Here is a 25343-nt window from a genome sequence, read left to right on the forward strand (position 1 = left end):
AAAACACGTCAGACGCCGACTCTCCTGCGGAAACGGAACTCGATCACGACAGGAGAGCCAGGCCATGACAACCGTTCCGAACCGGAAAGGCGCGCGCGGAATCGGGGCGGGCGTCCCGGACGGTGAGCCCGTGTACGAAACGTGGGGACACCGCAGTACATGACGCCGCCCAAACACCGTAGGCTCGTGGCAGTCAAGAACGCGGAGCCACGAGGAGCGCACGACGGTGAACCCAGGGGATGTCAACCTGCAGCAGCTGCTGGAGCAGGCCCAGCTCATGCAGCAGCAGCTTGTGAGCGCCCAGCAGGAGCTCAACGACGCGCAGATCGAGGGCTCATCAGGCGGTGGCCTGGTCACGGCCGTCGTCAACGGCTCGGGCGAGCTGCTGGAGCTGAAGATCAACCCGAGCGTGATCGACGCCGGCGACGCGCAGGACACCGCCGACACGATCGCCGACCTGGTGATCGCGGCCGTCCGCGATGCCGTGCGAGCGGCCGCCGACCTGCAGCAGGAGAAACTCGGCCCGCTCGCCCAGGGTCTGGGTGGCGGCGGCCTCGGACAGTTGCCAGGGTTCTAGGCATGTACGAGGGGGTCGTCCAGAATCTGATCGACGAGCTGGGCCTGCTGCCCGGCGTCGGTCCCAAGAGCGCGCAGCGGATCGCGTTCCACCTGCTGGCGGCCGATCCAGCCGACGTCAAACGGCTGGCGCACGCGCTGCTCGAGGTCAAGGAGAAGGTCCGCTTCTGCCGGGTCTGCGGAAACGTGGCCTCCGAGGAGGAGTGCCGCATTTGCCGCGACCCGCGCCGCGACACGCACGTCATCTGCGTGGTCGAGGAGTCGAAGGACGTCGTGGCGATCGAGAAGACGCGCGAGTTCCGTGGCACGTACCACGTGCTCGGCGGCGCGATCAGCCCGATCGACGGCGTCGGCCCCGACGACCTGCGCATCCGCGAGCTCATGACCCGGCTGGCCGACGGCCGCGTCACCGAGCTCATCCTCGCCACCGACCCCAACCTCGAGGGTGAGGCGACGGCTACCTACCTGGCCCGTCTGGTCAAGCCGATGGGCATCAAAGTGACACGACTGGCCAGCGGTCTGCCTGTGGGCGGTGACCTCGAATACGCCGACGAGGTGACCTTGGGCCGCGCGTTCGAAGGACGGAGGCTGCTGGATGTCTGACCAGTGGAGCACGCTGGCGGAAGAGATCTCCGGGCACGCACAGAACTACGTGGACGGCCTGACCAGGGTCGCGGGCGGCGAGGGCGGCGACGCCCTGCTGTCCCTGCTGCTGGTGGAGGTCGCCCAGGTGAGCCTGGCGGGCGCCAAGCTCGGTGCGAACGTGGACGTCATCCTCGCCGGCAACTACGAGCCGCCGATGAGCGAAGATCCCGACATCGACGGCGTGCGCACGGCGCTGGCCGAACGACTTGAGGCCGTCGACGACTACGCCGAGGTCTTCGACCCGTACAAGGACACCGCCGTCACCCCCTACCGCCTCTCCGACGACCTGACCGCGGTCGCCGCCGACCTCATCCACGGGCTGCGGCACTATCACGCGGGCCGGCCCCACGAGGCGCTGTGGTGGTGGCAATACTCCTACTTCAACACGTGGGGCAACCACGCGGGCGCGGCGATGCGCGCGCTGCAGGCCCTGGCGGCGCACTCGCGCCTCGACGTGGCGGAGGAGACCACCGCCGTCTGATCGTCCGTCCACATAGTGGTACGAACCATCTGGCCCATGAGAGGCCCCCAGTAGACTGGCAGCTCACAGTCCAAACCGGGAGACTCTCGTGGCGCTCGTTGTGCAAAAGTACGGTGGTTCGTCCGTCGCCGACGCGTCCTGCATCAAGCGGGTCGCGCAGCGGATCGTCGCGACGAAAAAAGCCGGCAACGACGTGGTCGTGATCGTCTCCGCCATGGGCGACACGACAGATGAGCTGCTCGACCTGGCCGAGCAGGTGTCGCCGCTGCCTCCGGGCCGCGAGCTCGACATGCTGCTGACCTCGGGCGAGCGCATCTCGATGGCCCTGCTGGCGATGGCGATCGCCAACCTGGGCCACGAGGCCCGCTCGTTCACCGGCTCGCAGGCAGGTGTGATCACCGACTCCACGCACGGCAAGGCGCGCATCATCGACGTGACGCCCAGCCGCATCCGTGAGGCGGTCGACCAGGGCAGCATCGCGATCGTGGCGGGCTTCCAGGGTGTCTCGCAGGACACCAAGGACATCACCACGCTGGGCCGCGGTGGGTCCGACACCACGGCGGTGGCGCTGGCGGCGGCCCTGGAGGCCGACGTCTGCGAGATCTACACCGACGTCGACGGCATCTTCACCGCCGACCCCCGCATCGTGCACGCGGCCCGCAAGATCCCCAGGATCTCCTACGACGAGATGATGGAGATGGCGGCCTGCGGCGCGAAGATCCTGCATCTGCGCTGTGTCGAGTATGCTCGCCGGTTCGACCTGCCGATCCACGTACGCAGCTCGTTCAGCACCAAGGAAGGCACGTGGGTCGTCTCCGACCCCTACACCGAAGGAACCGAGATGGAGCAGCCGATCATCTCCGGCGTCGCGCACGACACGAGCGAGGCCAAGATCACTGTTGTCGGGGTGCCCGACAAGGTCGGTGAGGCTGCCTCGATCTTCAAAACGCTGGCCGACGCCGAGATCAACATTGACATGATCGTGCAGAACGTCTCGGCCGCGGCCACCGGGCGCACGGACATCTCGTTCACGCTGCCCACGGCCGACTCCCAGACGGCGCTGACGTCGCTGAAGAAGATCCAGGCCCAGATCGGTTACGAGTCGCTGCTGTTCGACGACCAGATCGGGAAGGTGTCGCTGATCGGCGCGGGCATGCGCTCGCACCCCGGCGTCACCGCGACGTTCTTCGCGGCCCTCGCCGACGCGGGGGTCAACATCGAGATGATCTCCACCTCGGAGATCCGCATCTCAGTGATCGTCGGGCAGGACGGTGTCGACGCGGCCGTGGCGGCCGCCCACCGTGCCTTCGATCTCGACGCCGACCAGGTCGAAGCCGTGGTGTATGGAGGTAGTGGACGATGAGCAGGCCCAATCTCGCCCTGATCGGGGCCACCGGTGCCGTGGGCACCGTCATGCGCGACATCGTGTCGACGCGCGCGGACATCTGGGGCGAGATCCGTCTCGTCGCCTCGCCGCGCTCGGCCGGCAAGGTGCTCCAGGTGCGCGGCGAGGACATCGTCGTGCAGGCCCTGGCGCCCGAGGTGTTCGACGGCATCGACGTGGCCATCTTCGACGTGCCCGACGAGGTGTCGGCCGTGTGGGTGCCGATCGCGGCCGAGCGCGGCGCCATCGCGATCGACAAGTCGGGGACGTTCCGCATGGAGCCGGACGTGCCGCTGGTCGTGCCCGAGGTCAACCCCCTCGACGCGCGCAGCAGGCCGCGCAACATCATCTCGACCCCCAACTGCACGACGCTGTCGATGATGGCGGCCATGGGGGCGCTGCACGCCGAATACACCCTCACCGAGCTGGTCGTCGCCTCCTACCAGGCGGTCTCCGGCGCGGGTGTGGCGGGCTCGGCGCGGCTCTACGACGAGATCGAGGCGCTGGCCGGTGACCGCACGGTCGGGCAGGCCGCCGGTGACGTACGCAAGGTGCTGGCCAACAGGCTGCCCGAGGAGTCGCCGTTCCCCGCGCCCATCGCGTTCAACGTGGTGCCGTGGGCGGGGTCGTACAAGGACGGTGGCTGGGCCTCCGAGGAGCTCAAGCTCCGCAACGAGTCCCGCAAGATCCTGGGCATCCCCGACCTGAAGGTCTCCGCGACCTGTGTCCGCGTACCGGTCATCACGACGCACTCGCTGGCCGTGCACGCGCGGTTCGAGCGCGAGATCACGGTCGCCGACGCGCACCGCGTCCTGGGGGCGGCGCCGACGGTGGTCCTGATGGACGACCCGGGCAACGGGATCTACCCGACGCCTCTCGACGTGGTGGGCACCGACCCGACCTACGTGGGCCGTATCCGCCAGGCGATCGACTTCCCGAACACGCTCGATCTGTTCGTGTGCGGTGACAACCTGCGCAAGGGTGCGGCGCTCAACGCGGCGGAGATCGCCGAGCTGGTCGCTGCCGAGTTCTGATCCGAGAAGAGTCCGTGTGACGCCGTGCGTGATGTGCGGCGTCACACCCTTTTCCGGGGTGGCGCCGTGGCGCTGTCACCGGAAGAGAATGTCCCAGTGGTCGCTCTCGTCGGCGAAGGTCGTGCCCCCGGCTGACTTGTAGAGCGGGGATCCGTCGCTGCGTATCCCGGCCTTGTGGTGATTTTTCTCGATGTGCCGGTCGATGCAGGCGTTGTGGGAGATGTCGAGCTTGTAGCCGTTCCCGTGGCTGAACTGCCCGGGAGCGTGGCCCCGCTCCGTGCCGCCCGTCACCATGATCGGGCAGCGGCTCTCCCGCTTCAGCTCGATGACCTTGGCGATCGTCCCGGTCCGCACCGAGTCGAGCGACGTGCAGTGGTGCATGTTCTTGCTCGCGCAGTTGCCGGTCGACTTCGTCCGTACGCCGCCGGTCTTCAGCCAGCCGTTGGCGGTGCGGTGGGACATGTGGACGGCCTGCCTGGGCATGGCCCGCGTCAGATCGACGTGAGCGCGCCTGTGAGCGATGTGGGGCCGCGCCCTGGGCATCTTGGCCACTCCGGCGCGTACGGGGCTCCGCAGCGGCTTCGCGGCCTCCGTACGGGGCTCGGCTTTGAAGACCGCGTGGTGCTCTTCGGCGGCGGGCCGTTCGTGGATCACGTGCGGCCGGCCTTCGTAGGCCGGCCAGCGCTCGTCGGTCATCGGCCAGTCGCGCATGGCCAGGAGCCGCTCGCGGGCCTCCCTCAGCCCCTCGAACGCCCAGGCACCGGCGACCTTCGGCCCGACCTCGTACGCGTCGGACAGCGCCGCGGCCATGGCCGCCCGCTCCCAGTACGCCGGGCCGTCCTCCCAGCCGTTCTGTCCGGCCTCGTACAGGCTGCCCTGAACCGGCGACCCTTCGGGGTGGGTGGCGGCGGAGGCGGCCGAGGCCAGCGCGATTATGGTGATCTCAATGCCGAGGAGCGCGATGATGACCAACCGCAGTGTTCCACGTATCCACATGTCGATGCCTTTTCGCGGAAATAGCCCTTCCGCCTGAATCGACAATCCCACCTTTCACAGGAGATAACTCATGCCGCGGGGGCAACTTTGCCTTGTGTCGGTGATCACCGTGCGGCTTCATGACCTAACCTCGCTCGACGACGTAAAGTGACGGACGTGGCCGAACCCCGAAACCGAGGAGCGGAGAGCACCCGAGAGGTCATCGTCGAGACGGCCTTGCGACTGTTCAGGGAGCGCGGCTTCGACGCGACCACGATGCGCGCCATCGCGGCCGAGGCCGGGGTGTCAGTGGGCAACGCCTACTACTACTTCGAAGGCAAGGAGGCCTTGATCCAGGCCTACTACGACCGTGCTCAAGCCGAGCACGAGGCGGCCTGCAGAGAGTTCCTGGCGACGGAGGAGTCGTTCGCGGCCAGGCTGAGCGGGGTGTTGCGCGAGTGGGTGCGCGTTTCCGAGCCCTACCACGAGTTCGCCGTGAAGTTCTTCAAGCACGCGGCCGAGCCGACCAATCCGCTGAGCCCGTTCAGCGAGCAGTCGTCGCCGGCGCGTGAGGCGTCCATCGACATCTACCGCCAGGTCGTCGAGGGCTCGCGCGACCGCATGAACGCCGAGTTGCGCGAGGAGCTGCCCGAGCTGCTCTGGCTGCTGTCGATGGGCATGGTCCTGTTCTGGGTGCACGACACCTCGCCGGGGTGCCAGCGCACCTACCGGCTCATCGACGTCACCGTGCCGCTCGTCGACCGGCTGGTCGGGCTGTCGCATCTGCCCGGCCTGCGGGGGATCACGAAGGATTTCATCGCGGCTGTCCACGAGTTGCGCGCCTAGGACAACATACCGAGCGGTTGGTACGGTGGGGCGCGTGTGGTGGCCTACCCCAGGTCGCCGGTGCCGGAGGCCGTGAATGACACAGAACTGGGGCATGACGATCCCCTTCCACGACCGCCCGCTGTCGAAGGCGCGGGAGCTCATCGAGGAGTTGCCAGGCCTCGGATACACCGATGTGTGGTCCGCCGAGGTCAACGGCGCCGACGGCTTCGTGCCGCTGGCCATGGCCGCCCAGTGGGCCCCGGGGGTCAGGCTGGGCAGCGCCATCGTGCCCGTCTCGACGCGCGGCCCCGGGCTGCTGGCCATGTCCGCGGCCACGCTGGCCGACCTGGCGCCCGGCCGGTTCGTGCTGGGCATCGGCGCGTCCTCGCCGGCGATCGTGGAGCGGTGGAACGCGGGCACGTTCGGCAAACCTTATGCGCGCACCCGCGACACCCTGCGCTTCCTGAAGCGGGCGCTGGCCGGGGAGAAGGTCTCGGAGGCGTACGAGACGTTCGAGATCAAGGGCTTCAAGCTCGAACGTGCGCCCGAGACGCCGCCCAAGATCGTGCTGGCCGCGCTGCGCCCCCGGATGCTGCGCCTGGCCGCCGAGGAGGCCGACGGGGCCATCACGAACTGGCTCTCGCCCGATGATGTGCGGAAGGTGCGCGCGGAGATCGGCTCAGGCACCGAGCTGATCGCCCGCCTGTTCGTCTGCGTCAGCGAGGACACCGAGCGCGTACGCGAGATGGCCCGATGGATGCTGGCGAGCTACCTGACCGTCCCGGTGTACGCCGCCTTCCACGACTGGCTGGGCCGCGGCGAGGTGCTGCGCCCCATGCACGAGGCGTGGGCCGCCGGCGACCGGCAGGCGGCGCTCAAGTCGATCCCCGACGAGGTGGTGGACGCCCTGGTCGTGCACGGCGACGCGGCCACCTGCCGGGCCAGGATCAGGGAATACGTGGCGAGCGGCCTCGACACCCCCGTGCTCGCCCCCATCCCCGGCGGCGAGATCTCCATCGACCAGGCAGTGCGGGATCTGGCGCCGAAGGGATAGGTCATGGACGTGCTGAAGCTGGACGCGGTCGGGCAGGCCCAGGCGGTCAGGGACGGCCGGGTGTCGGCCCGTGAGCTGGCCGAGGCCGCGATCGCGCACATCGAGGCCCACGACGGCGACCTGAACGCGGTCGTCCACCGCCGCTTCGAGCGGGCGCTGGCCGAGATCGACGCCATCCCGCCGGACGCGCCCTTCCGCGGGGTGCCGATCCTGCTCAAGGATCTCGGGTGGCGGCAGGCGGGGGAGCCGTACAGCGGGGGCTCGCTGGTCCAGGACGGGGTCGAGAACGCGGTGGACGGCTACGGGGTCGTCCGGCTGCGGGAGGCCGGGTTCGTGCTGCTCGGGCGGACCAACACGCCCGAGTTCGGCAGCACGATCACGACGGAGCCGGTGGCGTTCGGGGCCACGCGCAACCCTTACGACGAGGCGTACTCTGCGGGCGGTTCGAGCGGCGGGTCCGCGGCGGCGGTGGCGGCCGGGATGGTGGCGCTGGCCACCGCGAGCGACGGCGGCGGCTCGATCCGCATCCCCGCGTCCCTGTGCGGCCTGGTGGGGCTCAAGCCGACGCGCGGGCGGGTGAGCCTGGGGCCGTCGATGGGCGAGGGCTGGAGCGGGTTCTCGTGCGCGGGGTTCGTCAGCAGGACCGTACGGGACACGGCGGCGGCGCTCGACGTCGTCTCCGGGACATATCCGGGCGATCCATACGCCGCCCCCGCCCTGCCGGGCCCGCTGGCCGGCGAGGTGGGCCGGGATCCGGGCCGGCTGCGCGTCGGTTTCCTCACCGCGCATCCCCGGGGCGACGTGCCGGAGGTGCCCGAGCTGACCGAGGCCGTCACCGCGGCCGCCGCGCTGCTGGAGTCGCTCGGCCACGACGTCGCGCCCGGCGGCCCCGAGGCGCTCGGCGAAACGGCCTTCACCGAGCACTTCGGCGCCATCGTGGCCGACAACCTGGCCGCCCACGTGGCGGGCCTGGGCGAGCTGCGCGGCAAGCCGGTGGAGCTCGACGAGCTGGAGCCGCGCAACGCCGCCATGGTCAATGCGGCCCGCCGGCGCGGCGCGGCCGACCACATCCTGGCCACGCAGTGGGTGGACGGCTTCCGCCGCCGCATGGCCGCCTGGTGGAGCGCGGGCCACGACCTGCTGCTGATGCCGTCGCTGGGCGTCGCGCCGTTCCCGCTGGGCTGGATCCCGCCGGGCGACCTGAGCATCGCCTTCGGCAGAACCTCGCACGCCGTGGCCTACACCTCGCCGGTCAACGCGACGGGGCAGCCCGCCATATCGCTGCCCTTGCACAGAAATCCGGCGGGATTGCCGGTGGGCGTGCAGCTCGTCGCGGCGGCCGGGCGGGAGGACCTGCTGGTCAGGGTGGCGGCTCAGGTCGAGGCGGCCAGGCCGTTCGAGCATGCCGCGCTGCGCTAGGAACTCGTGACCTTCCCGACGCGTTATGTCGTGAGAAGCCGGGGGTAGGGGAGATCGCATGATGGGAAAGCCAGCACGGGCAGCGGCGGCGTACCGTACGTACCGCGAGGTGACCAAGCCGGGCTCGCCCGGCCTGATGACCAGGGTCCGGGCGATTCCGCGCATGGTGGGCGCGGTCATGCGCGGACGCTATGACGGCATGGGCAAGAGCAGGCTCGCCCTGGTCGGACTCGGCGTGGTCTACATCCTGTCGCCGATCGACGTTCTGCCCGACTTCCTCATGCTGATCGGCGTGGCCGACGACTTCGGCGTGTTCCTGTGGCTGATGGCGTCGCTGCTCGGCGAGAGCGGCCGCTTCGTCGAACACGAGCGCAGCATCATCCAGGGCCACGCACAGCCCGTGCGGGACGAAGGCTAGGTCTCCTCCCGCCGACGGTGCGGGAAGAGCGCTAGATCTCCTCCATCCGGAGCCAGGCGCGTGACGGGAGCGGATGCCCGAACAGGCGGGCCGCGTTGCCGTAGGCGACCCTGGCGATGTCGGCGGGCGGCAGCGTGCCGAGGTTGCGGGCCACGGACTTCTGCGTGTCGGGCCAGGTCGAGTCGGAGTGCGGGTAGCCGCTCTCCTGCAGCACGTGATCGAGCCCGACCGCGAGCCGCACCCCCGACAGCGCGTGGTCGTCGAGCGTGCCGAAGAAGAAGTTGCGGCGCAGCACCTCGCTGGGCTTGAGCCCGCCCTCCCACGCCGCCTCTCCGGCGACCGGGTGGTCGAGGGCGTAGTCGGCGCGCTCGGCCAGCATCGGCAGCCAGCCCACGCCGCCCTCGACGATGAGGACACGCAGCGAGGGGAAGCGGAGCGGCAGCCCGGACCAGAGCCAGTCGGCGCAGGCGAACATCGCGCTCGTCGGCATCAGCGTGGTGATGGCCTCGATGGGCGTGTCGGGCGAGGGCACGGGCGACCAGGAGGAGTCGCCGGTGTGCAGGCAGACGACGGTGCCGGTCTCCTCGCAGGCCGCGAAGAAGGGGTCCCAGTGGCCCGAGTGGATCGACGGCAGCCGCAGCCGCGTCGGGAACTCGGGGAAGACGACGGCCTTGAAGCCTCGGGCGGCGTTGGCGCGGATCTCCTTGGCGGCCACGTCGGGATCGGGCAGCCACGGCAGTTGCAGGCCGATGATCCGCTCGGGGTAGGTGCCCGCCCAGACGTCGATGTGCCAGTCGTTCCACGCCTTGACCAGGGCCAGGCCCAGCTCCTGGTCGCGGGTCCTGGCGAACGGCATGCCCGACTGGCCGGCCAGCATGCCGGGGAAGCAGAGCGCGGCCCAGATGCCCGCGACGTCCATGTCCTCGATGCGCGCCTCGATGTCATGGCAGCCGGGGCGCATCTGCTCGAACCTCACCGGGTCGAGCGTCCACTGCTCTCTCGGCAGCCCGGCGCCCACGTCGATGCCGGCGCACGGGTAGGTGGCGCCGCCGTAGCGCCACACCTGATGACCCGCCTCCGTCTCCACGACCTTGGGCGCGACCTCGGCGTATTTCTCCGGCAACCGATCTTCGAACAGGTCGGGAGGCTCGATCAGGTGATCGTCGGCTGAGATGATCACATAGTCGCGCCGCCTGGGCTCAGGGTCGGGAAGCAGCGGCGTAGTCACGCACGTAACCGTACGACGCCTGCATAACGTCGAACAAGCTGCGACGTATCCGTTGGGTATCCGAGACTTTCTGACCCGGGACCGCCGGGAGGGGGATGGCTGGCGATCCCGGGACGGCGGGCCCGCTCGCGCAGGTGCGGACCCTGGCCCCCTCTACCCTTCTGAGATCTCTTCAGTCAGCAAATGGGTGCGAAGTTCGGCGATGGTCTCCGGGGAGATCTGGAGGATCTTTGTGACGTACGTCTCGGGCGAGCCGTGCCGCGCCGTGAGGTCGGTCAGGAAGTGGCGCATGGCCTCGGCGGGCGCCAGCCCGAAGCCCGGCCACAGCGGCGCGCCCGGATGCCTCCTGGTCCAGTCGGCGACGAAGCGCTCGGTCGCCAGCCCGGTGAGCGCGTAGTCCGCCACGATGTCGTCCTCGCCCACCCCCGCCAGCGACAGGACCAGCGCGGTCAGCACGCCGGTACGGTCCTTGCCGGCGGCGCAATGGACGACCACGGGCGCGTTGTCGGCTCGCGCGATCGTCTCCAGGGCGATCCTGAGGTTGTCGACGCCGTCCTCGGTCGTCTCCAGGTAGCGGTCGGCGAGGTAGCGGCCGACGCCGGCCTCCTCGACGTAGGCGGCGACGTCCCAGCGGCGGCCCTCGATGGGCAGGTTCTGGTAGTTCTGGCCCTCGGTCTCCGGGACTCGCCCCGACCTCTCGACCTCGAACGGGTGCCGCAGGTCGATGACATTGCGCACGCGCAGGGCCCGGAAAGCCGTCAGATCGTCTCCGGCCAGCCAGCCGAGGGAGTCGGCCCGGTAGAGCCGCTGCCACCTGACGGTGCGCCCGTCTTTGGTGGCATATCCACCCACGTCGCGGAAGTTGCAGAGGCTGGTGAACTCAATGTGGCGGATCACCCTCCACACCTTAATTGCCCGAGGTCGGGGCATCTTGGGCGGTAGAGGCGCTTGAGGGCTCCTGAGCCCTCCGTTCCGCGAGCTCCCGCCTGATCAGCAGGATCCACCCGCCGATCGCGATGCCGATGAACGCCCACCACTGGACCCCGTAGGCCAGGTTGAGCCCGCCGCCCGCGCCGACGTCGGGCGCGGGCACCGGCTCCGGCGCGGCAGCGGGCTTGGGCTGCTGCTCCGTCAGCTCCACGTAACCGCCCAGCAGCCGGTACGGGAGCCCCTTCCCGATCTCGCCGGGGTTGATCAGCAGGACCTGGCCGGCCGGCAGCCCGGAGCGGTTCCTGATCCCGCTGGACTCCTCGGTCTCGCTCGTCCGTAGCCGCCCAGTGACATTTACCTGGCCGGTCGGCGGAGCGGGCACCTCGGGCGCGGCGTCTGCGGTGGCGCCCGCGCGGACCCAGCCCCGGTTCACGATCACCGCCGTGCCGTCGCCGGTGACGAGCGGGGTCAGGACGTAGTAGCCGTTGTGGCCGTCTTGGGGGCGGCGGCGTACGAGGAGGGCGTGGGCCGGATCGTACGTGCCCGCGACCGTGACCCTCCTGAACCGGTCGTCCTCGCCGACCCGCTGCCCGGCGGCCACGATCCGATCCAGCGGCACGGGCGCGGCCTCGATGTTGGCGGTCACCCGCTCGCTGTTGGCCGACCGCTCCTCGAACCGCCCGAACTGCCACTGCCCGAGGAACACGAAGGCGGGAATGACCAGCAGCACCACCACGTGGAGCGAGAGCCATCGAGGCGTCAGCAGGAACCGGTACACGCCTTCAAGAGTAGGCACCGGCACCGGTGCCCCTCCACGCGACCGGCCTGCTCAGGCGCTCCTGAGCTCCGCGCCGTCGCCCGGCAGCGGCGTCACCTCGCGCGGACCGGCCACCTCGTGCCCCTCCGCACAACGGAAATGCTGCTCGATGGGGGCGCCGCAGTCGCGGTGGGTGAGCAGCACGGGCGGGCCGTCGTCGCCTGTCAGATATTTGTCGCCCCAGTGCATCAGCGCGACGAGCAGCGGATAGAGGTCACGGCCCTTCTCGGTGAGCCGGTATTCGTCGCGCTGCCGCTGCCCGGGCTCGCGATAGGGCTCCTTGCGCAGCAGGCCCTCGTCGACCAGCCGGGCCAGGCGGGCGCTGAGCACCTGGCGGGGAGCGCCGGTGCTCGCCTGCATGTCGGCGAACCTCCGTACGCCGGTGAACGCCTCGCGCAGCACCAGGAAGGTCCACTTCTCCCCGACGATGTCCAGGGTGCGCTCGATCGAGCAGTTGGTCACCCGGAAGGGAACGTTCATTTTTGCATTATACCTAAGTTCGATTGACAGACTCAGGTCGTCGGTGCAAGCTGAGTCTATGCAGGGAACTCAGATCCGCCCGGTCCGTCCCGGCGACGAGGAACGGATCCGACGCTTCCTGGCCGGGCTGTCGCTGCACACCCAGACGCTCCGGTTCTTCACCGGCGTCTCCCGGCCGGCCGCCGGTCTCGTGCGCGTGCTGCTGACCCTCGACGACCGCCGCGACGCGCTGGTGGCGACCACGGAGACGGGGGAGATCGTCGGGCACGCCATGAGCTACCAGGGTGGCTGCACCGACGTCGAGATCGCCGTGGTCGTGACCGACGAGTGGCAGGGCCGCGGGCTCGGCCCCAGGCTCGTGGACACCCTGCTGCTCCGGGCTTCGGTGCGCGGCGCGAAGACCGTGGGCATGGACATCCTGGGCGAGAATCGGCGCGTGCTGAGGCTCGTCCGCAGGCTCTGGCCCGACGCCGAGATGAAGGTCGATTCGGGGTCGGTGGCGGTGACCGCTATGATCGATCAGGCTGGCCTATTTGCGGAACAACGTTCTGGTACCACACCATTGACAGCGTGAAGAGTGTCAAGAACGGACGCGACGGCCGGACCCGCATCATCGAGGGCGCCCTCCGCCGGTTCAGCCAGGACGGAGTGTCGGCCACCACACTGGCCAGCCTCCGTGAGGAAAGCGGCGTCAGCGTCGGCAGCTTCTACCACCACTTCGCCAGCAAAGAGCACGTCTTCGGCGTGCTTTACGGGGAGATCCTCACCGCCTACCAGGGTGCCTTCCTCGCCGAGCTGGTCCGCCACGACGAGGCCCGCGACGGCATCGAGGCCGTGGTGGCCTTCCACATGCGGTGGGCCGGGGAGCACCCCGAGCGGGCCAGGCTGCTGATCAGCGAGCGCCCGCCGCGCAAGCAGGAGCCGGGCGGCGCGGAGGTGGCCGAGCAGCGGCGCACGTTCTTCCGCCAGGTCTCCGACTGGTGGCGGCCGCACATGAAGAACGGCCAGCTCCAGCCCGTGCACGCGACCATGTGCTACGTGCTGTGGCTCGGGCCGGCGCAGGAGATGTGCCGGCTGTGGTTCGCCGGCGCGCACACGCCCACGGACGAGGAGATCAAGGGGCTCAGCGAGGCGGCCTGGCAGAGCCTGCGCCAGCCTCCCCAGTGAGCCGTCCCCGCCTGCGCGGGGAGCGATGATCTGGGCACCGTCTGTGGTGTTATTGTCCAAATGTGAGACGACCTCGGGCGCTGGTACTGCCCGCCTTGCCGGAGAGCGCGCTCGCGCGCCTGGGCGAGGTCGCCGACCTGACCGAGGCTCCCGCCCGACCGAGCCTCGGCTTCACCGACGAGCAACTGGCCGACCTGGTCATCGAGACCGGCGCGACCGTGCTCATCACCGACGGCGACCAGGTGCGCACGTCGGTCCTCGGCCTGCAACTGGACGTAGTGGCCAGCATGGGCCCGCCCACCAGCGTGGACCTGCCGCTGGCCGCCGAGCGCGGGGTGACGGTCCTGCACGCGGCCGACCGCGACCCTGAGTCGGTCGCGGAGCTGACGCTCGCGCTGATGTTCGCGGTCAGCAGGAACATCGTCACCGCCGACAGGGAAGTACGCAGAGGGCGCGTCTACCACGGCAGGGTGCCACCGGCACAGCGTCACCGCGGCCGCCGGCTGACCGGCAGGACGTTCGGCATCGTGGGTCTCGGCCGCGTCGGCAGGGCCATGCGCTGGCGCTGTGAGGGCCTGGGCATGCGGGTGATCGTCTGCGACCCGTTCGTCCCCGAGGCCACCCACACCCTCCCGGCGCTGCTGGCCGAGGCCGACGTGGTGTCGCTGCACGTGCCGCTGACCGAGAGCACGAGGGGCCTGTTCGGCTACACGGAGTTCGGCGCGATGCGGCCGGGCTCGATCTACCTCAACACCTCGCGCGGCGCGCTGCACGACCTCAAGGCGCTGGTGGACGCGCTGCGCTGGGGCCAGGTGGGCGGCGCGGGGCTCGACCACTTCGAGGGCGAGTGGCTCGACCGGGCCCATCCCCTGACCAGGCTGCCGAACGTGGTGCTCACGCCACGGCTGGGCGAGGCGACGGGGGAGAGCCGGGAGGAGCTGGCGGAGACGCTGGTGGAGGACATCGCCCGGCTGCTGCGCGGCGAGGCCCCGGCCCACGGGTACGCACTTTAGGCGAGCTGTCGTACACGCGCCTGCGCTTTGGGCGAGCTGTCGCACGCGTGCCTATGCGCTTTAGGCGAGCTGTCGCGCCCGCGCCTAGGCGCTTTTGGCGAGCTGCCGCACGCGCGTCGGCACGCGCCAGATCGCCCGGTCGAGCGAGATGTCGAGCCGCAGGTCACCGCGGTGCCTGCGCAGCCCCGGCACCCGGACACGGTCGTGCACGTCGAACCGGCCGCGGGACGGGTAGCCGAACCCGAGCTCGCCGGGCAGCACCCGCAGATCGTCGCGGTTGCCGCAGCGCGGGCACGTCCACGACACCAGGTCCATGCCACGGTTGTAGTCGGAGCAGGCGCTGAAGTATTCGTCGGGCCCGAATCGGGACTCGCAGGCCAAGCAAGGGATCAGCATGGGTCCGCTCCTCGGGGAGGACGTGGTGTGACCTCCTAAGAGATACCGCGCGTGACTTGTCCGCCGCTTGCAGTTTGCTTGGGTGCTTAAGTAACAGTATGAGCACTGTGGGTATCGGATCATGTGGGCGAGCCCGCGGTGAAAGGATGCTCTTGTGGAACGACTGCGCCATCACCTCCTCGAATCCGGATACTCGATCGACGGCGTCCGCGAGCGCCTGGGCAGCATGGCCGCCTCGGCCCTGGCCCGCGAAGAACTGGTCCCGGCCCTGCGCGCGACCGCCGACGCCGACCCGCTGGCCACGTTGATCAGGTTGTGGTGGCTCGGCGTCCCGGTCCCGGCCAAAGACGTCCCCACCGCCGTACTCGACTCCGGGCTGGTCGAGACCGACGGCGACCAGGTCCGCGCGACCGTGCACCTGCAGCCCTGGGAGACCGGCGGCTACCTGGTCTCCGACAGGAAGGTCCGCCCCGGCGACCCCGCGCTGCGGCCCGACCACGTCGTCGGGGCCGGTGGCGCCTCGGCCAACCTGGCCCAGCTCGTCAGCCGCCGGCCGGTCCAGCGCGCGCTCGACCTGGGCACCGGGTGCGGGGTGCAGGTGCTGCACCTGGCCGGGCGGGCCGGGCACATCACGGCCACCGACCTCAACCCGCGCGCCCTGGAGCTGGCCAGGCTGAGCTGGGAGCTGTCCGGCGTCGAGGGCGTGGAGGCGCGTGCGGGGTCGATGTTCGAGCCGGTCGAGGACGAGCTGTTCGACCTCGTCGTGAGCAACCCGCCGTTCGTCATCGCGCCGGCGCGGGAGGGGCGGCTGACCTACCGCGAGTCGGGCGGGGACGGTGACGCCTTCTGCCGCGACCTCGTACGCCAGGCGCCCCGCCACCTCAACCCCGGCGGCCAGGCCCACTTCCTGGCCAACTGGCTGCACGTCGAGGGCGAGGACTGGCACGACCGCGTGGGCGGCTGGCTGCGCGAGACCGGCTGCGACGCCTGGGTGGCGCAGCGCGACGTTCAGGACCCGGCCGAATACGTGGAGCTCTGGCTCAAGGACGCGGCCGAGCAGGGCACCGAGCGCTACACCGAGCACTACGACCGCTGGCTGGCCTGGTTCGACGAGCACAAGGTCGAGGGCGTCGGGTTCGGCTGGATCACCATGCGCAACTCGGGCACGCTCGATCCGGTCGTCCGCGTCGAGCATCTCGCGCACCAGGTCTCGCTGCCGGTCGGCGACTACGTGGACGACGTGATCGACTCCATCGCCGCCGCGCACCGGGCGCAGGCGCTGGACACGGCGCTGCTGCGTACCACGGAAGGGCTGCTGGACGAGCGGGTCGGCCTGCCGGGCGCGGAAGACCCCATCCGCATCGTGCTGCGCCAGACGCAGGGGCTGCGCCGCACGCGGGAGGTCGGCACGGTGGAGGCCGCGCTGGCCGGCGTGTGCGACGGCGAACTGGCGCTCGGACCGCTGCTCAACGTGATCGCCGAGCTGGTCGGCGACGGGGAGATCGCCGACTCCGACAAGGTCAGGCCCCTCATCGCCGAGGGATACTTCCTGCTTTAATCCGCCGTTGATTCGACGTTGACCCCTCAGGAGGAGGCTCTCAGTCAAGACACGGACCTGGGGGGTTCGAGGGCCGTGTCAGGTCCGGCCGGTCGTCTGTGTGAGGCGGCTAGCCACCACGCGGAGCATCCGGATAACCGGGCCCCCTAGCGACGCGTGGCGGCAAAGGATGGCCGGCCGGGCTGAACACCATTGATCACGAGCAATTCGTGACTCCCTAAGGACAGCCTTGATCAACCATGTGTGGATGACACGTCTGGACGACGAGCTGTACTCAGGACTCGACGACGGACTCAGCGACGGCGTCGATAACGGCGACGGGAATGCCGTCGAGCAGGACCTTGAGGTCGCCCGCCTCGGGAGCGCCGAGCCGGGAGAAGATCTCGAAAGCCTGCCGTAGGCAGTCGACGCTCCTCGTCACGCTGCCGAGCCCGTGCAGCGCCTTGCCGAGGACCGTGAGCGACAGCGCCTCGCCATAGGGGTGGCCGATCTCGCGCGAGACCACCAGAGCCTGCTCCGCGTGCCGGACGGCGTCGGGGTAGCGCCCGGCGGCGATGAACGTCTCGGCCAGCCTGGAGCACACCCGCTGCTCCCAGACCCGCTGCTTGCTGGCCCGGAAGAAGGCCAGGCACTCGGCGTGGTGGTGGACGGCCTCGGTCAGGCGGCCGACCCGGGACAGCACGATGCCCAGGTGGTAGCGGGCGCGGGCGGTGCCGGCGCCGCTGCCGATCTCGGTGAACATGGCCAGGCCCTTCTCGGCCGCCGCGATGGCGTCTTCAGGCCGGCCCAGGCCCAGGTGGTCACGGGCCGAGTAGCTCAGGACCAGGGCCTCGCCGGCCGGTACGCCGTTCTCGCGGTACCAGCGCATGGCCTCGTCGAACAGGCCGAGCGCCTCGGTGTGGCGGCGCTGGCGGCCCACGACGACGGCCAGGGCGTTGAGCACCTCGCCGGTGACGATCTTCTCCGCCCGGGCCACCGACAGCTCGTGCACGACCCTGAACTGCTCCTCGGCCTCCCTCAGCCGGTTGCCCGCGAACAGCACCCGGCCCAGCACGTAGCGGGAGCGCAGCTCGCCGGCCTGGTCGCCGATGCTCAGCGCGGCGGCCAGCACGGCCCGCGTGCCCTGGTCGAACTCGCGCGTGTGCGTGCCCGACTCCAGCAGCGGCTCCATCGCCACCAGCAGGTCGGCGGCGGGCAGCAACTGCCCGGCCTCCGCGGTCGCGGCGGCCTGGTTGATGGCCGCGAACAGCGAGTCGCCCTCGGCGATCAGCCAGGCCACGGCCTCGTCGACGCTCGTGAAGGTACGGCCGCTGCAGACGACCACCAGGTTGGCCGGGATCATGCTGCCCTCGTAGGCCAGCCGGTGCGCCGACTGCGTCGAGGCCAGGTAGAAGCCGAGCAGCCGGCGCAGCGCCAGCGTCCGGTCCTGCGGGCTTTCGGCCCGGTCGAGGGCCCGCCTGGCGAACAGTTTGAGCAGGTCGTGGAAGCGGTAGCGGCCCGGCGCGGGGGCTTCGAGCAGGCTGGCGTCCACCAGCGACTCCAGCACCTCCTCGGCCTCGAACGCGCTCATCCCCAGCACGGCGGCCGCGGCCCCCGAGGAGATGTCGGGGCCGTTGGGCAGCGACAGCAGCCGGAACGCGCGGGCCTGGGCCGCTTCGAGCTGCCCATACCCCAGTGCGAACGTGGCCTCGACGGCCAGGTTGCCCACGCGCATCTCGTCGAGGCGGCGCTGCTCGTCGGCCAGTCTGGGCACCAGGGAGGCGACGGTCCAGGAGGGGCGGGCGGCCAGCCTGGCGGCCACGATGCGCACCGCGAGCGGCAGGAACCCGCAGGCGGCGACGACGTCCATGGCGGCGCCGTGCTCGGCCGACACCCGCTCGGCCCCGGCCACCGACGAGAACAGCGACAGCGCCTCGTCCGGCTCCATCACGTCGAGGTCGATGAGCTTGGCGGAGGGCAGGTCGGCCAGCTTGCCGCGGCTGGTCACGATGGCCGCGCATCCCGGCGTGCCCGGCAGCAGCGGGGCGACCTGCGCGGCGTCGCGGGCGTTGTCGAGCAGCACGAGGATGCGGCGCTCGGCCAGGATCGAGCGGTAGAGCGCGGAGCGCTCGGCCGGCTGGTCGGGGATGACGTCGGGCGGGATGCCGAGCGCGCGCAGGAAGCCGCCGAGCGCCGACTCGGGGGCGGTGACCTCGTCGGTGTAGCCGCGCAGGTCGGCGTAGAGCTGGCCGTCGGGGAACACCTCGTCGACCAGGTGGGCGACGTGTACCGCGAGCGTGGTCTTGCCGACGCCGCCGATGCCGGAGATGGCCGCCACCGGGACGCCCTCCGAGGACGACTGGGCGGACAGCATCGAGCGCAGGCGTACCGCGACCTCCTTGCGGCCGGTGAAGTCGCTGACGGCGGCGGGAAGTTGCGCGGGCCGCGGCAGCTCGACCGCCGGGGGATGCTCCTCCTCTTCCGCGGGCTCCTCCGGGGGCGTCTCGGCGACGGCGAGGGTGGGGTCGGCGGCCAGGATGCGCTGGTGCAGCGCGGTCAGCTCGGGGCCGGGCTCGATGCCGAGCTCGTCGATGAGCGCCTCGCGCGTCTCGGTGAACACGTTGAGCGCGTCGCCCTGCCGCCCGCAGCGGTAGTAGGCCAGCATGAGCTGGGCGCGCAGCCGCTCGCGCAGCGGGTGGTCGGCGGTCAGCGCGATCAGCTCGGACACGACGCGGGCGTGGTCGCCCAGCTCCAGGTCGACGTCCATCAGCGTCTCGATGACGCTGATGCGGCGCTCGATCAGCCGGTCGCGCTGGTGCTCGGAGTAGGGGCCGACGGTCCCGGCCAGCGGCTCGCCCTCGAACAGCGACAGCGCGGCGCGCAGGGCCGCGGCGGCCTCGGTGAGCCGGCCCGCCTTGCGGGCGGTCTCGGCCGTGTGCGTGCCGCGCTCGAAGCGGACGAGGTCGAGCGCGTCTTCCGGCAGCCGGAGCGCGTAGCCCCGGCCGATGGAGGTGAGCAGCTCGGGACGGGAGCGCGCGGGCCTGTCCGGCTCCAGCACGGTGCGGAGCCTGGAGACGTAGGTGCGCAGCGCGCCCAGGGCCCGCGGCGGCGCCTCCTCGCCCCATACCGCGTCGATCATCTCGTTCGGGGTGACCGCGCGGCCTTCCCGCAGGAGCAGCATGCCGAGAATGGACCGCTGGAGCGGGGTGCCCAGATCGAGTTCCAGGCCATCGCGCCACGCGCGGACAGGACCGAGCACGGCGAACCGCAGCTCGCTCTCAATGCTCTGACCAGCCATGCCGTCTGTCTCCAAGCCAATGGAACGATTTGTTACCAAATGATAGATCCATCATTGCTCGTCACCTAGATGTGGGTTGATCGTTTACCGAGCCGTTGATCCGCCTTCAATCGGGTGTTGAGCGGGCCCCTGGATGCTGATGGTCGGCTACGCGTGACACGCATCGCGGGGGCGTGTGTCATGTAGAGCGAAGGTAGGCGGGAAAAAATACAGGCCCCGCCCTGAAGTTCGGGCGGGGCCATCGGTGAACGGGTTGTCAGGCTGCCTCGACCAGGCCCAATCGCATGATCAGCCGCTCGCGTACGGCCGGCCATTCGGAGTGCAGGATCGAGTAGAACGCGGTATCTCGGACCGTATTGTCGGCGCCTCGGCTTTCCGCTCGCCGCACCCCGTCGAAGTGTGCGCCGAGGGCCTCGATGGCGGCCCGGGATCTGGTGTTGCGTACATCTGCCTTGAGGGTGATGCGGTGGACGTTCCACGTCTCGAAGGCGTGTGAGAGCAGCAGGAACTTGCTCTCCCGGTTGACCCCCGTGCCCTGGGCGCAGGCGCCCAGCCAGGTGTAACCGATGTCGGCCACGGACGGAGTATCGCCCACCGCGCCACGTGTACCCGGAGGCCAGGGCATGGGGCCCTGCCAATACTCCAGGTGCATGAGACGGGTGGCACCGACCACGCGGTCGGTGTTCAGCCACCGGATGGCGAAGGGCATCGTGCGGCCCTCCGCCTGCTCAGCCAGAGCGGCCTCCACGTAGGAGACCATCTCGTCCCGGCCATTCGGGACGCGGGTGAAGGCGTATGTAGAACGGTCTTCACCCGCCGCGGCGACGAGGTCATCGACCGCCGCGAGGCTGAGAGGTTCCAGGCGCACGGAGCGCCCGGACAGGGTGACAAGAGCGGGCATGTGCACATGATGGAGGGAAGCGAGGGCGCACGTAACCAGGCAGTTAGGAAGATCTTTTACCGCAATCTACGGACTAGGTGTTTCCGCAGGTCAGAGGCCCCTTTTGGGGGACGGTAAACCGGTTCTTGGGCAAAGATTCGCCTAACCGTGACATGGCGCGGGGACGAGCGCGGGATGCCGTTCGAGCACCGCGCCGTGCCGGACCAAAGACAGCTCCTTCAGACCCATCGACAGATAGTTCAAATTGTCCGCGATCCATGGCAATTGGAGGGGGTCGGAGCTGGTCAGCGCGGCCAGTCGTTCCTCGGTGGTGTCGCCGTAGAGCAGGCTCACCGCGACCCTTACCCTGGCGGCCGCGTGATCGTCGCCGAAGGCGTGTCCCGGCAGGACTCCGATGCCGTGTTCCTCCAAAAGGATCTTGGTGATGTCGGCCGACCCGCCGAGTCGCAGATGGCTCAGGTCGGGATAGAGATAGAAGCCGCCCTGCGGCATGGGCACGTCGGCGCCGATCTCCACGAACCGGTCGCGTACGGCCCGCGCGACCGTGCCGTGCAGCAACCGGCTGCGCGCGATGCGCTCGGTCAGCTCGGACGGATCGCCGAAGGCGTAGGCCGCGGCCTCCTGCACCGGCGCCGCGGGCGCCGACCAGATCTCGCTGGCCACGGCGAGCAGCTTCCTGCGCAGCGCGTGGCCGCCCTCGGGCAGCCTGGCCACGCCGATCCGCCAGCCGCCCAGCGCCAGGCTCTTGCTCAGCCCGGTGGTGATGATCGTGCGCTCGGGCGCGAGATCGGCCGGCGAGGTGTACGGCAAGGCGGCGTCGTGCATGAGATCGCGGTAGATCTCGTCCGAGATGATCATCAAGTCGAGCTCGCGGGCGAGCCGGACCAGCCGGCCGATCGTCTCGGGCGTGGCGAGCCGCCCGGTCGGATTGTCCGGCAGGGTCACCAGCACGGAGCTGACGGTCCTGCCCTGGGCCCTGGCGCGGCGAACCTCGGCGGCGACCAGATCCGGGTCGGGCACTCCACCCTCTCCTGGCGGTGCGGGCACCAGGATGGGGCGGGAGCCGACGAGGTCGGCCTGCGCGGCGTAGCTGACCCAGCTGGGCATGGGCAGGACGACGTCTCCGCCGATCGCCAGGAGCAGGGCGTACAGCAGCGACTTGCTGCCCGGCCCGCTGACGACCAGGTCGGGGTCGGTGGGGAGCCCCCGTCGTGTCCAGTAGCCCGCCGCCGCCGTCCGCAGTCCGGCCGCCCCCGCGACCGGCCCGTAGCCGTTGCGCTCCGATGCGGCGGCCAGCTTGTCGCGCAGCGCCGGGTGGACGGGCAGACCTGCTTCTCCGAAGGCCAGGTGCAGCACGCGCTCCCCGGCGCGTCGTCTTCGTTCGATGTCCTCGTTCGCCGCCAGAGTGGCGGACAAAGTAACGCTCATGTTTGTCACGTTCCCAGCGTGGTTGGATGAAGGCATCACCACAAGCGAGGCTTTTCGTGGGTAGGCATAAGGAAGTCTGATGCTCGAATTGCGACGATTGGTGCTGATCTGCGAATTCGCGAGAAAGGGCAGCATCGCAGCGACGGCTGAGGCGCTCGGATACAGCCCTTCCGCCGTCTCGCAACAGCTCGTGGCGCTCGAACGCGAAACCGGCACGGCCCTGATCGACAGGACGGCGCGCAGCGCCGAGCTGACCGACGCGGGCCGGCGGCTGGTGCTGCACGCCGAGCGCATCCTGTCGATGGTGGAGGAGGCCGAGTCCGACCTGTCCGCCCACGCGGGCAAGCCCTCCGGGCGGGTGGTGGTCACCGCGTTCCCAACGGCGGCGGTGGCCTTCGCGCCCGCGCTGGCGCGCTCGCTGCGGCGCCACACGGAGCTGACGCTCCGGCTCGGGCAGAGCAGGTCGGGGCGCGGCATGCGCGAGGTGCAGTCGGGGGAGGTGGACATCGCGCTCGTGGACGACTGGTACGGGCGGGTGCGCGACAGCGAGAGCCTGCGCGTGTTCCCGCTGCTGAGCGATCCGATGGTGCTGGTGGTGCCGCGCAAGCACCGCCTCGCCGATCCCGAGGTGCCACTCGACCTGCGGGAGCTGCGCGACGAGCCGTGGATGGCGACGCCCGACGGCGAGCCCTCGCGGCTGGCTGTGGACCGGCTGCTGGTGGACGTGGGCGGCACCCGGCCGACGCCGTGGGAGTTCGAGGGGCTGGGGACCATTCTGTCGCTGGTGGCCAAGGGCATCGGCATCGCCGCCGTCCCGGCGCTCGCGCTGGCCGCAGGGGTGCGGGGGCTGGCCGTGCGGCAGTTTCCCGGCAATCCGGTGGGCCGGGAGGTGCACGCGGTGGCCCGCGGCTCCAGCGTGCACCGGCCGTCGGTGTCCGTGACGCTGCGCGCGATCCACGTGGCCGCGCGCTACATCGCGGCCGACCTCGATCCGGTACGCCCTTCGGAGCGGCCACGGGAGGGCTCGCGCGGCGAGGACGACCCCCTGGACGGCTGGCCCGGCAGGGCGGCCCGGTCGGCGAGCGACGTGGTGGGCCGATCGTTCGGCGAATAGTGAAGTACGGCGGATAGTGAAGTTCGGTGAATGGTGGAAGCTCGGTGAATGGTGGAAGTTCGGTGGATGGGGGAAGGAGGCGATAACGTCTGCGGCTATGGCGCCGACGTACGACATCGAGCACCTCCTGCTCTCCCAGCCGAGCGTCCGCACGGTCGCGGGCGTGGACGAGGTGGGCCGGGGCGCCTGGGCGGGGCCGGTCACGGTCTGTGCCGTCGTCACCGACCTGTCCGAGCCGCCCGCCGGCCTGACGGACTCCAAGCAGGTGTCGGCCGCCAAGCGCCCGCCGCTCGCCGCCGAGCTGGCCGTCTGGGCGGCCGGCGTCGGGTTCGGCGAGGCCACGCACACCGAGATCGACGCGCTCGGCATGACCGAGGCCCTGCGCCGGGCCGCCCGCCGGGCGCTGGAGTCGCTGCCGGTGCGTCCCGACGCGGTGATCCTCGACGGCAAGCACGACTACATCGGCGCGCCCTGGCCGGTGCGGCTGGAGGTCAAGGGCGACGGGGCGAGCATCTCGGTGGCGGCCGCGTCCGTGCTGGCCAAGGTGCGGCGGGACGCGTACATGGGGACGATCGGCTGCGACGACTACGGCTTCGCCGAGAACGCCGGCTACCCCTCGCCCCTCCACCAGGAGACCCTGGCCGAACGAGGACCGACCGCGCACCACCGGCTCTCCTGGTCCTACCTGGACGACCTGCCGAAGTGGCGCCACCTGAAGCAGCACCGTGACCCGCTCGCCGGCGAGGGACAGGCCACCCTTTTCAGCTGAAAGGAGCCATCATCGGGTGGTGCGGATCGGGGTCTTCATCGTCGCGGCGCAGTTTCCCGGCCAGGAGCCGGGCCGGGTGCTCGCGAACGCCGTCGAGCTGATCGTCGCCGCCGAGGAGGCGGGGTTCGACGACGCGTGGATCGCCGAGCACCACTTCATGTCCTACGGCGTGTGCCCGTCGGCCACCACGCTGGCGGCGGCCGCCATCGGCCGGACCACCAGGATCGGGCTCGGCACGGCCGTCAGCGTGCTGTCGACGCGGCATCCCGTGGCGCTGGCCGAGCAGGCGGCCATGCTGCACCACCTGTCCGGCGGGCGGTTCACGCTGGGCGTGGGCAGGGGCGGGCCGTGGGTGGATCTGGAGGTGTTCGGGACCGGGGTCGAACGGTACGAGCGCGGCTTCGGTGAGTCGCTCGACCTGCTGCTCGCCGCGCTTTCGCAAGGCCGGGTGGCGGCCGACGGGGAGTTCTTCCGGTTCAGGGAGGTCGCCATGGTGCCGGAGGCGCGGCTGCGGCCGGTGGTCGCGTGCACCTCGCAGGCGACCGTGGAGCTGGCGGCGGCGCGCGGGCTGCCGATGTTGCTGGGGATGCACATCGGCGACGCGGAGAAGGCGGCGATGGTCACGGGCTATGGCGGGACGGCGAAGGGGCACGTGGCAGCGGGGGTCGCCTATGTGGCCGACTCGACCGCCGAGGCGGTACGGGAGCTGAAGCGGTCGATGCCGCGCTGGCTGGCGCCGGGCCTGGCCGGATATGTGCCGGTGGACGGCAGGCGGCGGGCGTCACGGGACGTATCGGCCTATGTGGACCTGCTGACGAGCATCCACCCGGTGGGCTCGGCCCGGCACTGCGCCGAGACCCTGCGTCGCACCTCGGAGGTCACCGGCATCGAGCACTTCATCGTGATGGTGGAGGGGCTGGGCGAGCACCGGCGGACCCTGGAGAACATCCGGCGGTTCGGGGCCGAGGTGCTGCCGCTGCTGACCGGCTGAACCGGCGGGCCCTGGAAGGCCCGCCGGACACGGGTCAGCAGTCCACCAGCTCCGGTTTCTGGTTGAGGATCTGAGCCCGCGGAGTGACGAAGTCGGCCAGGGCCCGCGTCGCCGCCGGGTCGAAGACCGCCACCCGGTGACAGTTCTGGAAGGCCAGGCGCACACCGTAGTGACGCTCCAGCGCGCCGCGCATCGAGTCGCTCGCCAGGCAGCGCAGGAGTTGCCCCCTGGCCTCCTCGGACGGCGGTGGCACCTCGTTGTCGGCGAACTCGGCCCCGGTGTGCTCACGCTGCTTGACCAGCTCGCTGATCAGCGACCACGCGTAGGGCAGTGAGTCGCGGACGCACGCGAGGAACGCGGCGTCGTCCACGTCACCGGATCTGGCCTGGTCGAGCAGATCGTTCGGAACGGTCAGCGACATGCTGTCTCCTCTCCAAGGGGGGATTGAAACTGACGCTAG

General features: G+C 70.4%; 26 protein-coding genes. 16 read left to right on the forward strand and 10 right to left on the reverse strand.

Annotated features, from left to right (window positions below; translation table 11 throughout):
• The first annotated feature begins 226 nt into the window (after positions 1–226).
• The 5 genes from C4V41_RS18770 (at position 227) to C4V41_RS18790 (ending at position 4120) form a co-directional block, all read left to right on the forward strand.
• Positions 227–577 (forward strand): YbaB/EbfC family nucleoid-associated protein, encoded by a 351-nt coding sequence (locus C4V41_RS18770; protein WP_103957154.1) that lies wholly within the window; start codon positions 227–229, stop codon positions 575–577.
• A gap of 2 nt (positions 578–579) precedes the next feature.
• The gene (recR, locus tag C4V41_RS18775) at positions 580–1179 is read left to right on the forward strand and encodes a recombination mediator RecR (protein ID WP_103957155.1); all 600 of its coding nucleotides are present in this window, start codon (positions 580–582) and stop codon (positions 1177–1179) included.
• Positions 1172–1702, forward strand: coding sequence for a DUF5063 domain-containing protein (locus tag C4V41_RS18780; protein WP_103957156.1), 531 nt, complete (start codon positions 1172–1174; stop codon positions 1700–1702). Before recR ends, C4V41_RS18780 begins: the two co-directional genes overlap by 8 nt.
• Positions 1703–1790: 88 nt before the next feature.
• A complete protein-coding gene (locus C4V41_RS18785) occupies positions 1791–3065 on the forward strand; it encodes an aspartate kinase (protein WP_103957157.1) in 1275 nt (424 codons plus the stop codon).
• Positions 3062–4120 (forward strand): aspartate-semialdehyde dehydrogenase, encoded by a 1059-nt coding sequence (locus tag C4V41_RS18790; protein ID WP_103957158.1) that lies wholly within the window; start codon positions 3062–3064, stop codon positions 4118–4120. The genes C4V41_RS18785 and C4V41_RS18790 overlap by 4 nt, the downstream gene beginning before the upstream one ends.
• 75 nt (positions 4121–4195) lie before the next feature.
• On the opposite strand, the gene C4V41_RS18795 is transcribed toward C4V41_RS18790, so the two are convergent.
• The gene (locus tag C4V41_RS18795; protein WP_103957159.1) at positions 4196–5092 is read right to left on the reverse strand and encodes a hypothetical protein; all 897 of its coding nucleotides are present in this window, start codon (positions 5090–5092) and stop codon (positions 4196–4198) included.
• A gap of 180 nt (positions 5093–5272) precedes the next feature.
• Here C4V41_RS18795 and C4V41_RS18800 point away from each other — a divergent pair, with 180 nt between their 5' ends.
• The 4 genes from C4V41_RS18800 to C4V41_RS18815 all read left to right on the forward strand — a co-directional run bounded on the left by C4V41_RS18800 (position 5273) and on the right by C4V41_RS18815 (position 8814).
• Positions 5273–5941: a TetR/AcrR family transcriptional regulator gene (locus C4V41_RS18800; protein WP_200824063.1), complete on the forward strand. Its 669-nt coding sequence runs from the start codon at positions 5273–5275 to the stop codon at positions 5939–5941.
• 76 nt (positions 5942–6017) lie between these two features.
• Positions 6018–6977, forward strand: a complete 960-nt coding sequence (locus C4V41_RS18805; RefSeq protein WP_103957160.1) for an LLM class F420-dependent oxidoreductase — start codon at positions 6018–6020, stop codon at positions 6975–6977.
• A 3-nt stretch (positions 6978–6980) separates the two neighbouring features.
• The gene (locus tag C4V41_RS18810; protein ID WP_103957161.1) at positions 6981–8396 is read left to right on the forward strand and encodes an amidase; all 1416 of its coding nucleotides are present in this window, start codon (positions 6981–6983) and stop codon (positions 8394–8396) included.
• A gap of 58 nt (positions 8397–8454) precedes the next feature.
• On the forward strand, positions 8455–8814 hold the full coding sequence (locus C4V41_RS18815; protein WP_235030217.1) for a YkvA family protein: 360 nt from the start codon (positions 8455–8457) through the stop codon (positions 8812–8814).
• 31 nt (positions 8815–8845) lie between these two features.
• Here C4V41_RS18815 and C4V41_RS18820 read toward each other — a convergent pair whose 3' ends face one another.
• From C4V41_RS18820 to C4V41_RS18835, 4 genes are all read right to left on the reverse strand, one after another.
• Entirely contained in the window at positions 8846–10042 is a 1197-nt protein-coding gene (locus C4V41_RS18820) for an amidohydrolase family protein (protein ID WP_103957162.1), read from the reverse strand.
• A 153-nt stretch (positions 10043–10195) separates the two neighbouring features.
• Positions 10196–10939 (reverse strand): tyrosine-protein phosphatase, encoded by a 744-nt coding sequence (locus C4V41_RS18825; protein WP_103957361.1) that lies wholly within the window; start codon positions 10937–10939, stop codon positions 10196–10198.
• A gap of 10 nt (positions 10940–10949) precedes the next feature.
• A complete protein-coding gene (locus C4V41_RS18830) occupies positions 10950–11750 on the reverse strand; it encodes an SURF1 family cytochrome oxidase biogenesis protein (protein WP_103957163.1) in 801 nt (266 codons plus the stop codon).
• A gap of 51 nt (positions 11751–11801) precedes the next feature.
• Positions 11802–12269 carry a winged helix-turn-helix transcriptional regulator gene (locus C4V41_RS18835; protein ID WP_103957164.1) on the reverse strand — a complete coding sequence of 156 codons (468 nt, stop codon included), beginning with the start codon at positions 12267–12269 and terminating at the stop codon, positions 11802–11804.
• Positions 12270–12327: 58 nt separating this feature from the next.
• Between C4V41_RS18835 and C4V41_RS18840 the strand changes: the two genes are divergently transcribed.
• The 3 genes from C4V41_RS18840 (at position 12328) to C4V41_RS18850 (ending at position 14449) form a co-directional block, all read left to right on the forward strand.
• The gene (locus tag C4V41_RS18840; RefSeq protein WP_103957165.1) at positions 12328–12843 is read left to right on the forward strand and encodes a GNAT family N-acetyltransferase; all 516 of its coding nucleotides are present in this window, start codon (positions 12328–12330) and stop codon (positions 12841–12843) included.
• Entirely contained in the window at positions 12840–13436 is a 597-nt protein-coding gene (locus C4V41_RS18845) for a TetR/AcrR family transcriptional regulator (RefSeq protein WP_103957166.1), read from the forward strand. Before C4V41_RS18840 ends, C4V41_RS18845 begins: the two co-directional genes overlap by 4 nt.
• A 62-nt stretch (positions 13437–13498) precedes the next feature.
• Positions 13499–14449 (forward strand): NAD(P)-dependent oxidoreductase, encoded by a 951-nt coding sequence (locus C4V41_RS18850; protein ID WP_146103704.1) that lies wholly within the window; start codon positions 13499–13501, stop codon positions 14447–14449.
• An 84-nt stretch (positions 14450–14533) separates the two neighbouring features.
• On the opposite strand, the gene C4V41_RS18855 is transcribed toward C4V41_RS18850, so the two are convergent.
• Positions 14534–14845 (reverse strand): hypothetical protein, encoded by a 312-nt coding sequence (locus C4V41_RS18855; RefSeq protein ID WP_103957168.1) that lies wholly within the window; start codon positions 14843–14845, stop codon positions 14534–14536.
• 154 nt (positions 14846–14999) lie between these two features.
• Between C4V41_RS18855 and C4V41_RS18860 the strand changes: the two genes are divergently transcribed.
• Complete coding sequence (locus C4V41_RS18860; RefSeq protein ID WP_103957169.1) at positions 15000–16403, forward strand: DUF7059 domain-containing protein; 1404 nt, start codon at positions 15000–15002, stop codon at positions 16401–16403.
• 274 nt (positions 16404–16677) lie between these two features.
• Here the strand turns inward: C4V41_RS18860 and C4V41_RS18865 are convergent, their stop codons facing one another.
• From C4V41_RS18865 to C4V41_RS18875, 3 genes are all read right to left on the reverse strand, one after another.
• Positions 16678–19680, reverse strand: a complete 3003-nt coding sequence (locus C4V41_RS18865; RefSeq protein ID WP_103957170.1) for an AfsR/SARP family transcriptional regulator — start codon at positions 19678–19680, stop codon at positions 16678–16680.
• A gap of 256 nt (positions 19681–19936) precedes the next feature.
• Complete coding sequence (locus tag C4V41_RS18870; protein WP_103957171.1) at positions 19937–20581, reverse strand: GNAT family N-acetyltransferase; 645 nt, start codon at positions 20579–20581, stop codon at positions 19937–19939.
• A 141-nt stretch (positions 20582–20722) separates the two neighbouring features.
• A complete protein-coding gene (locus C4V41_RS18875; RefSeq protein WP_103957172.1) occupies positions 20723–22009 on the reverse strand; it encodes a pyridoxal phosphate-dependent aminotransferase in 1287 nt (428 codons plus the stop codon).
• Positions 22010–22088: 79 nt separating this feature from the next.
• Here C4V41_RS18875 and C4V41_RS18880 point away from each other — a divergent pair, with 79 nt between their 5' ends.
• From C4V41_RS18880 to C4V41_RS18890, 3 genes are all read left to right on the forward strand, one after another.
• A complete protein-coding gene (locus tag C4V41_RS18880) occupies positions 22089–23123 on the forward strand; it encodes a LysR family transcriptional regulator (protein WP_235030218.1) in 1035 nt (344 codons plus the stop codon).
• Positions 23124–23220: 97 nt separating this feature from the next.
• The gene (locus tag C4V41_RS18885; RefSeq protein ID WP_103957173.1) at positions 23221–23892 is read left to right on the forward strand and encodes a ribonuclease HII; all 672 of its coding nucleotides are present in this window, start codon (positions 23221–23223) and stop codon (positions 23890–23892) included.
• Between the two features lie 19 nt (positions 23893–23911).
• Positions 23912–24883, forward strand: a complete 972-nt coding sequence (locus C4V41_RS18890) for an LLM class flavin-dependent oxidoreductase (RefSeq protein ID WP_103957362.1) — start codon at positions 23912–23914, stop codon at positions 24881–24883.
• A gap of 34 nt (positions 24884–24917) precedes the next feature.
• On the opposite strand, the gene C4V41_RS18895 is transcribed toward C4V41_RS18890, so the two are convergent.
• Positions 24918–25304 carry an SCO5389 family protein gene (locus C4V41_RS18895; RefSeq protein WP_103957174.1) on the reverse strand — a complete coding sequence of 129 codons (387 nt, stop codon included), beginning with the start codon at positions 25302–25304 and terminating at the stop codon, positions 24918–24920.
• Positions 25305–25343: the final 39 nt, after the last annotated feature.

The organism is Nonomuraea solani, assembly GCF_900108335.1.
Lineage (GTDB): Bacteria > Actinomycetota > Actinomycetes > Streptosporangiales > Streptosporangiaceae > Nonomuraea > Nonomuraea solani.

What these genes read in the sequence shown, in the direction of transcription:
- C4V41_RS18805 (WP_103957160.1), top strand. Translation starts at nt 6,018, where the DNA reads ATGACACAGAACTGGGGCATGACGATCCCCTTCCACGACCGCCCGCTG.
- C4V41_RS18865 (WP_103957170.1), bottom strand. Translation starts at nt 19,680, where the DNA reads ATGGCTGGTCAGAGCATTGAGAGCGAGCTGCGGTTCGCCGTGCTCGGT.
- C4V41_RS18875 (WP_103957172.1), bottom strand. Translation starts at nt 22,009, where the DNA reads ATGAGCGTTACTTTGTCCGCCACTCTGGCGGCGAACGAGGACATCGAA.
- C4V41_RS18815 (WP_235030217.1), top strand. Translation starts at nt 8,455, where the DNA reads ATGATGGGAAAGCCAGCACGGGCAGCGGCGGCGTACCGTACGTACCGC.
- C4V41_RS18835 (WP_103957164.1), bottom strand. Translation starts at nt 12,269, where the DNA reads ATGAACGTTCCCTTCCGGGTGACCAACTGCTCGATCGAGCGCACCCTG.
- C4V41_RS18870 (WP_103957171.1), bottom strand. Translation starts at nt 20,581, where the DNA reads ATGCCCGCTCTTGTCACCCTGTCCGGGCGCTCCGTGCGCCTGGAACCT.
- C4V41_RS18895 (WP_103957174.1), bottom strand. Translation starts at nt 25,304, where the DNA reads ATGTCGCTGACCGTTCCGAACGATCTGCTCGACCAGGCCAGATCCGGT.
- C4V41_RS18880 (WP_235030218.1), top strand. Translation starts at nt 22,089, where the DNA reads ATGCTCGAATTGCGACGATTGGTGCTGATCTGCGAATTCGCGAGAAAG.
- C4V41_RS18855 (WP_103957168.1), bottom strand. Translation starts at nt 14,845, where the DNA reads ATGCTGATCCCTTGCTTGGCCTGCGAGTCCCGATTCGGGCCCGACGAA.
- C4V41_RS18885 (WP_103957173.1), top strand. Translation starts at nt 23,221, where the DNA reads ATGGCGCCGACGTACGACATCGAGCACCTCCTGCTCTCCCAGCCGAGC.
- C4V41_RS18840 (WP_103957165.1), top strand. Translation starts at nt 12,328, where the DNA reads ATGCAGGGAACTCAGATCCGCCCGGTCCGTCCCGGCGACGAGGAACGG.
- C4V41_RS18810 (WP_103957161.1), top strand. Translation starts at nt 6,981, where the DNA reads ATGGACGTGCTGAAGCTGGACGCGGTCGGGCAGGCCCAGGCGGTCAGG.
- C4V41_RS18780 (WP_103957156.1), top strand. Translation starts at nt 1,172, where the DNA reads ATGTCTGACCAGTGGAGCACGCTGGCGGAAGAGATCTCCGGGCACGCA.
- recR (WP_103957155.1), top strand. Translation starts at nt 580, where the DNA reads ATGTACGAGGGGGTCGTCCAGAATCTGATCGACGAGCTGGGCCTGCTG.
- C4V41_RS18790 (WP_103957158.1), top strand. Translation starts at nt 3,062, where the DNA reads ATGAGCAGGCCCAATCTCGCCCTGATCGGGGCCACCGGTGCCGTGGGC.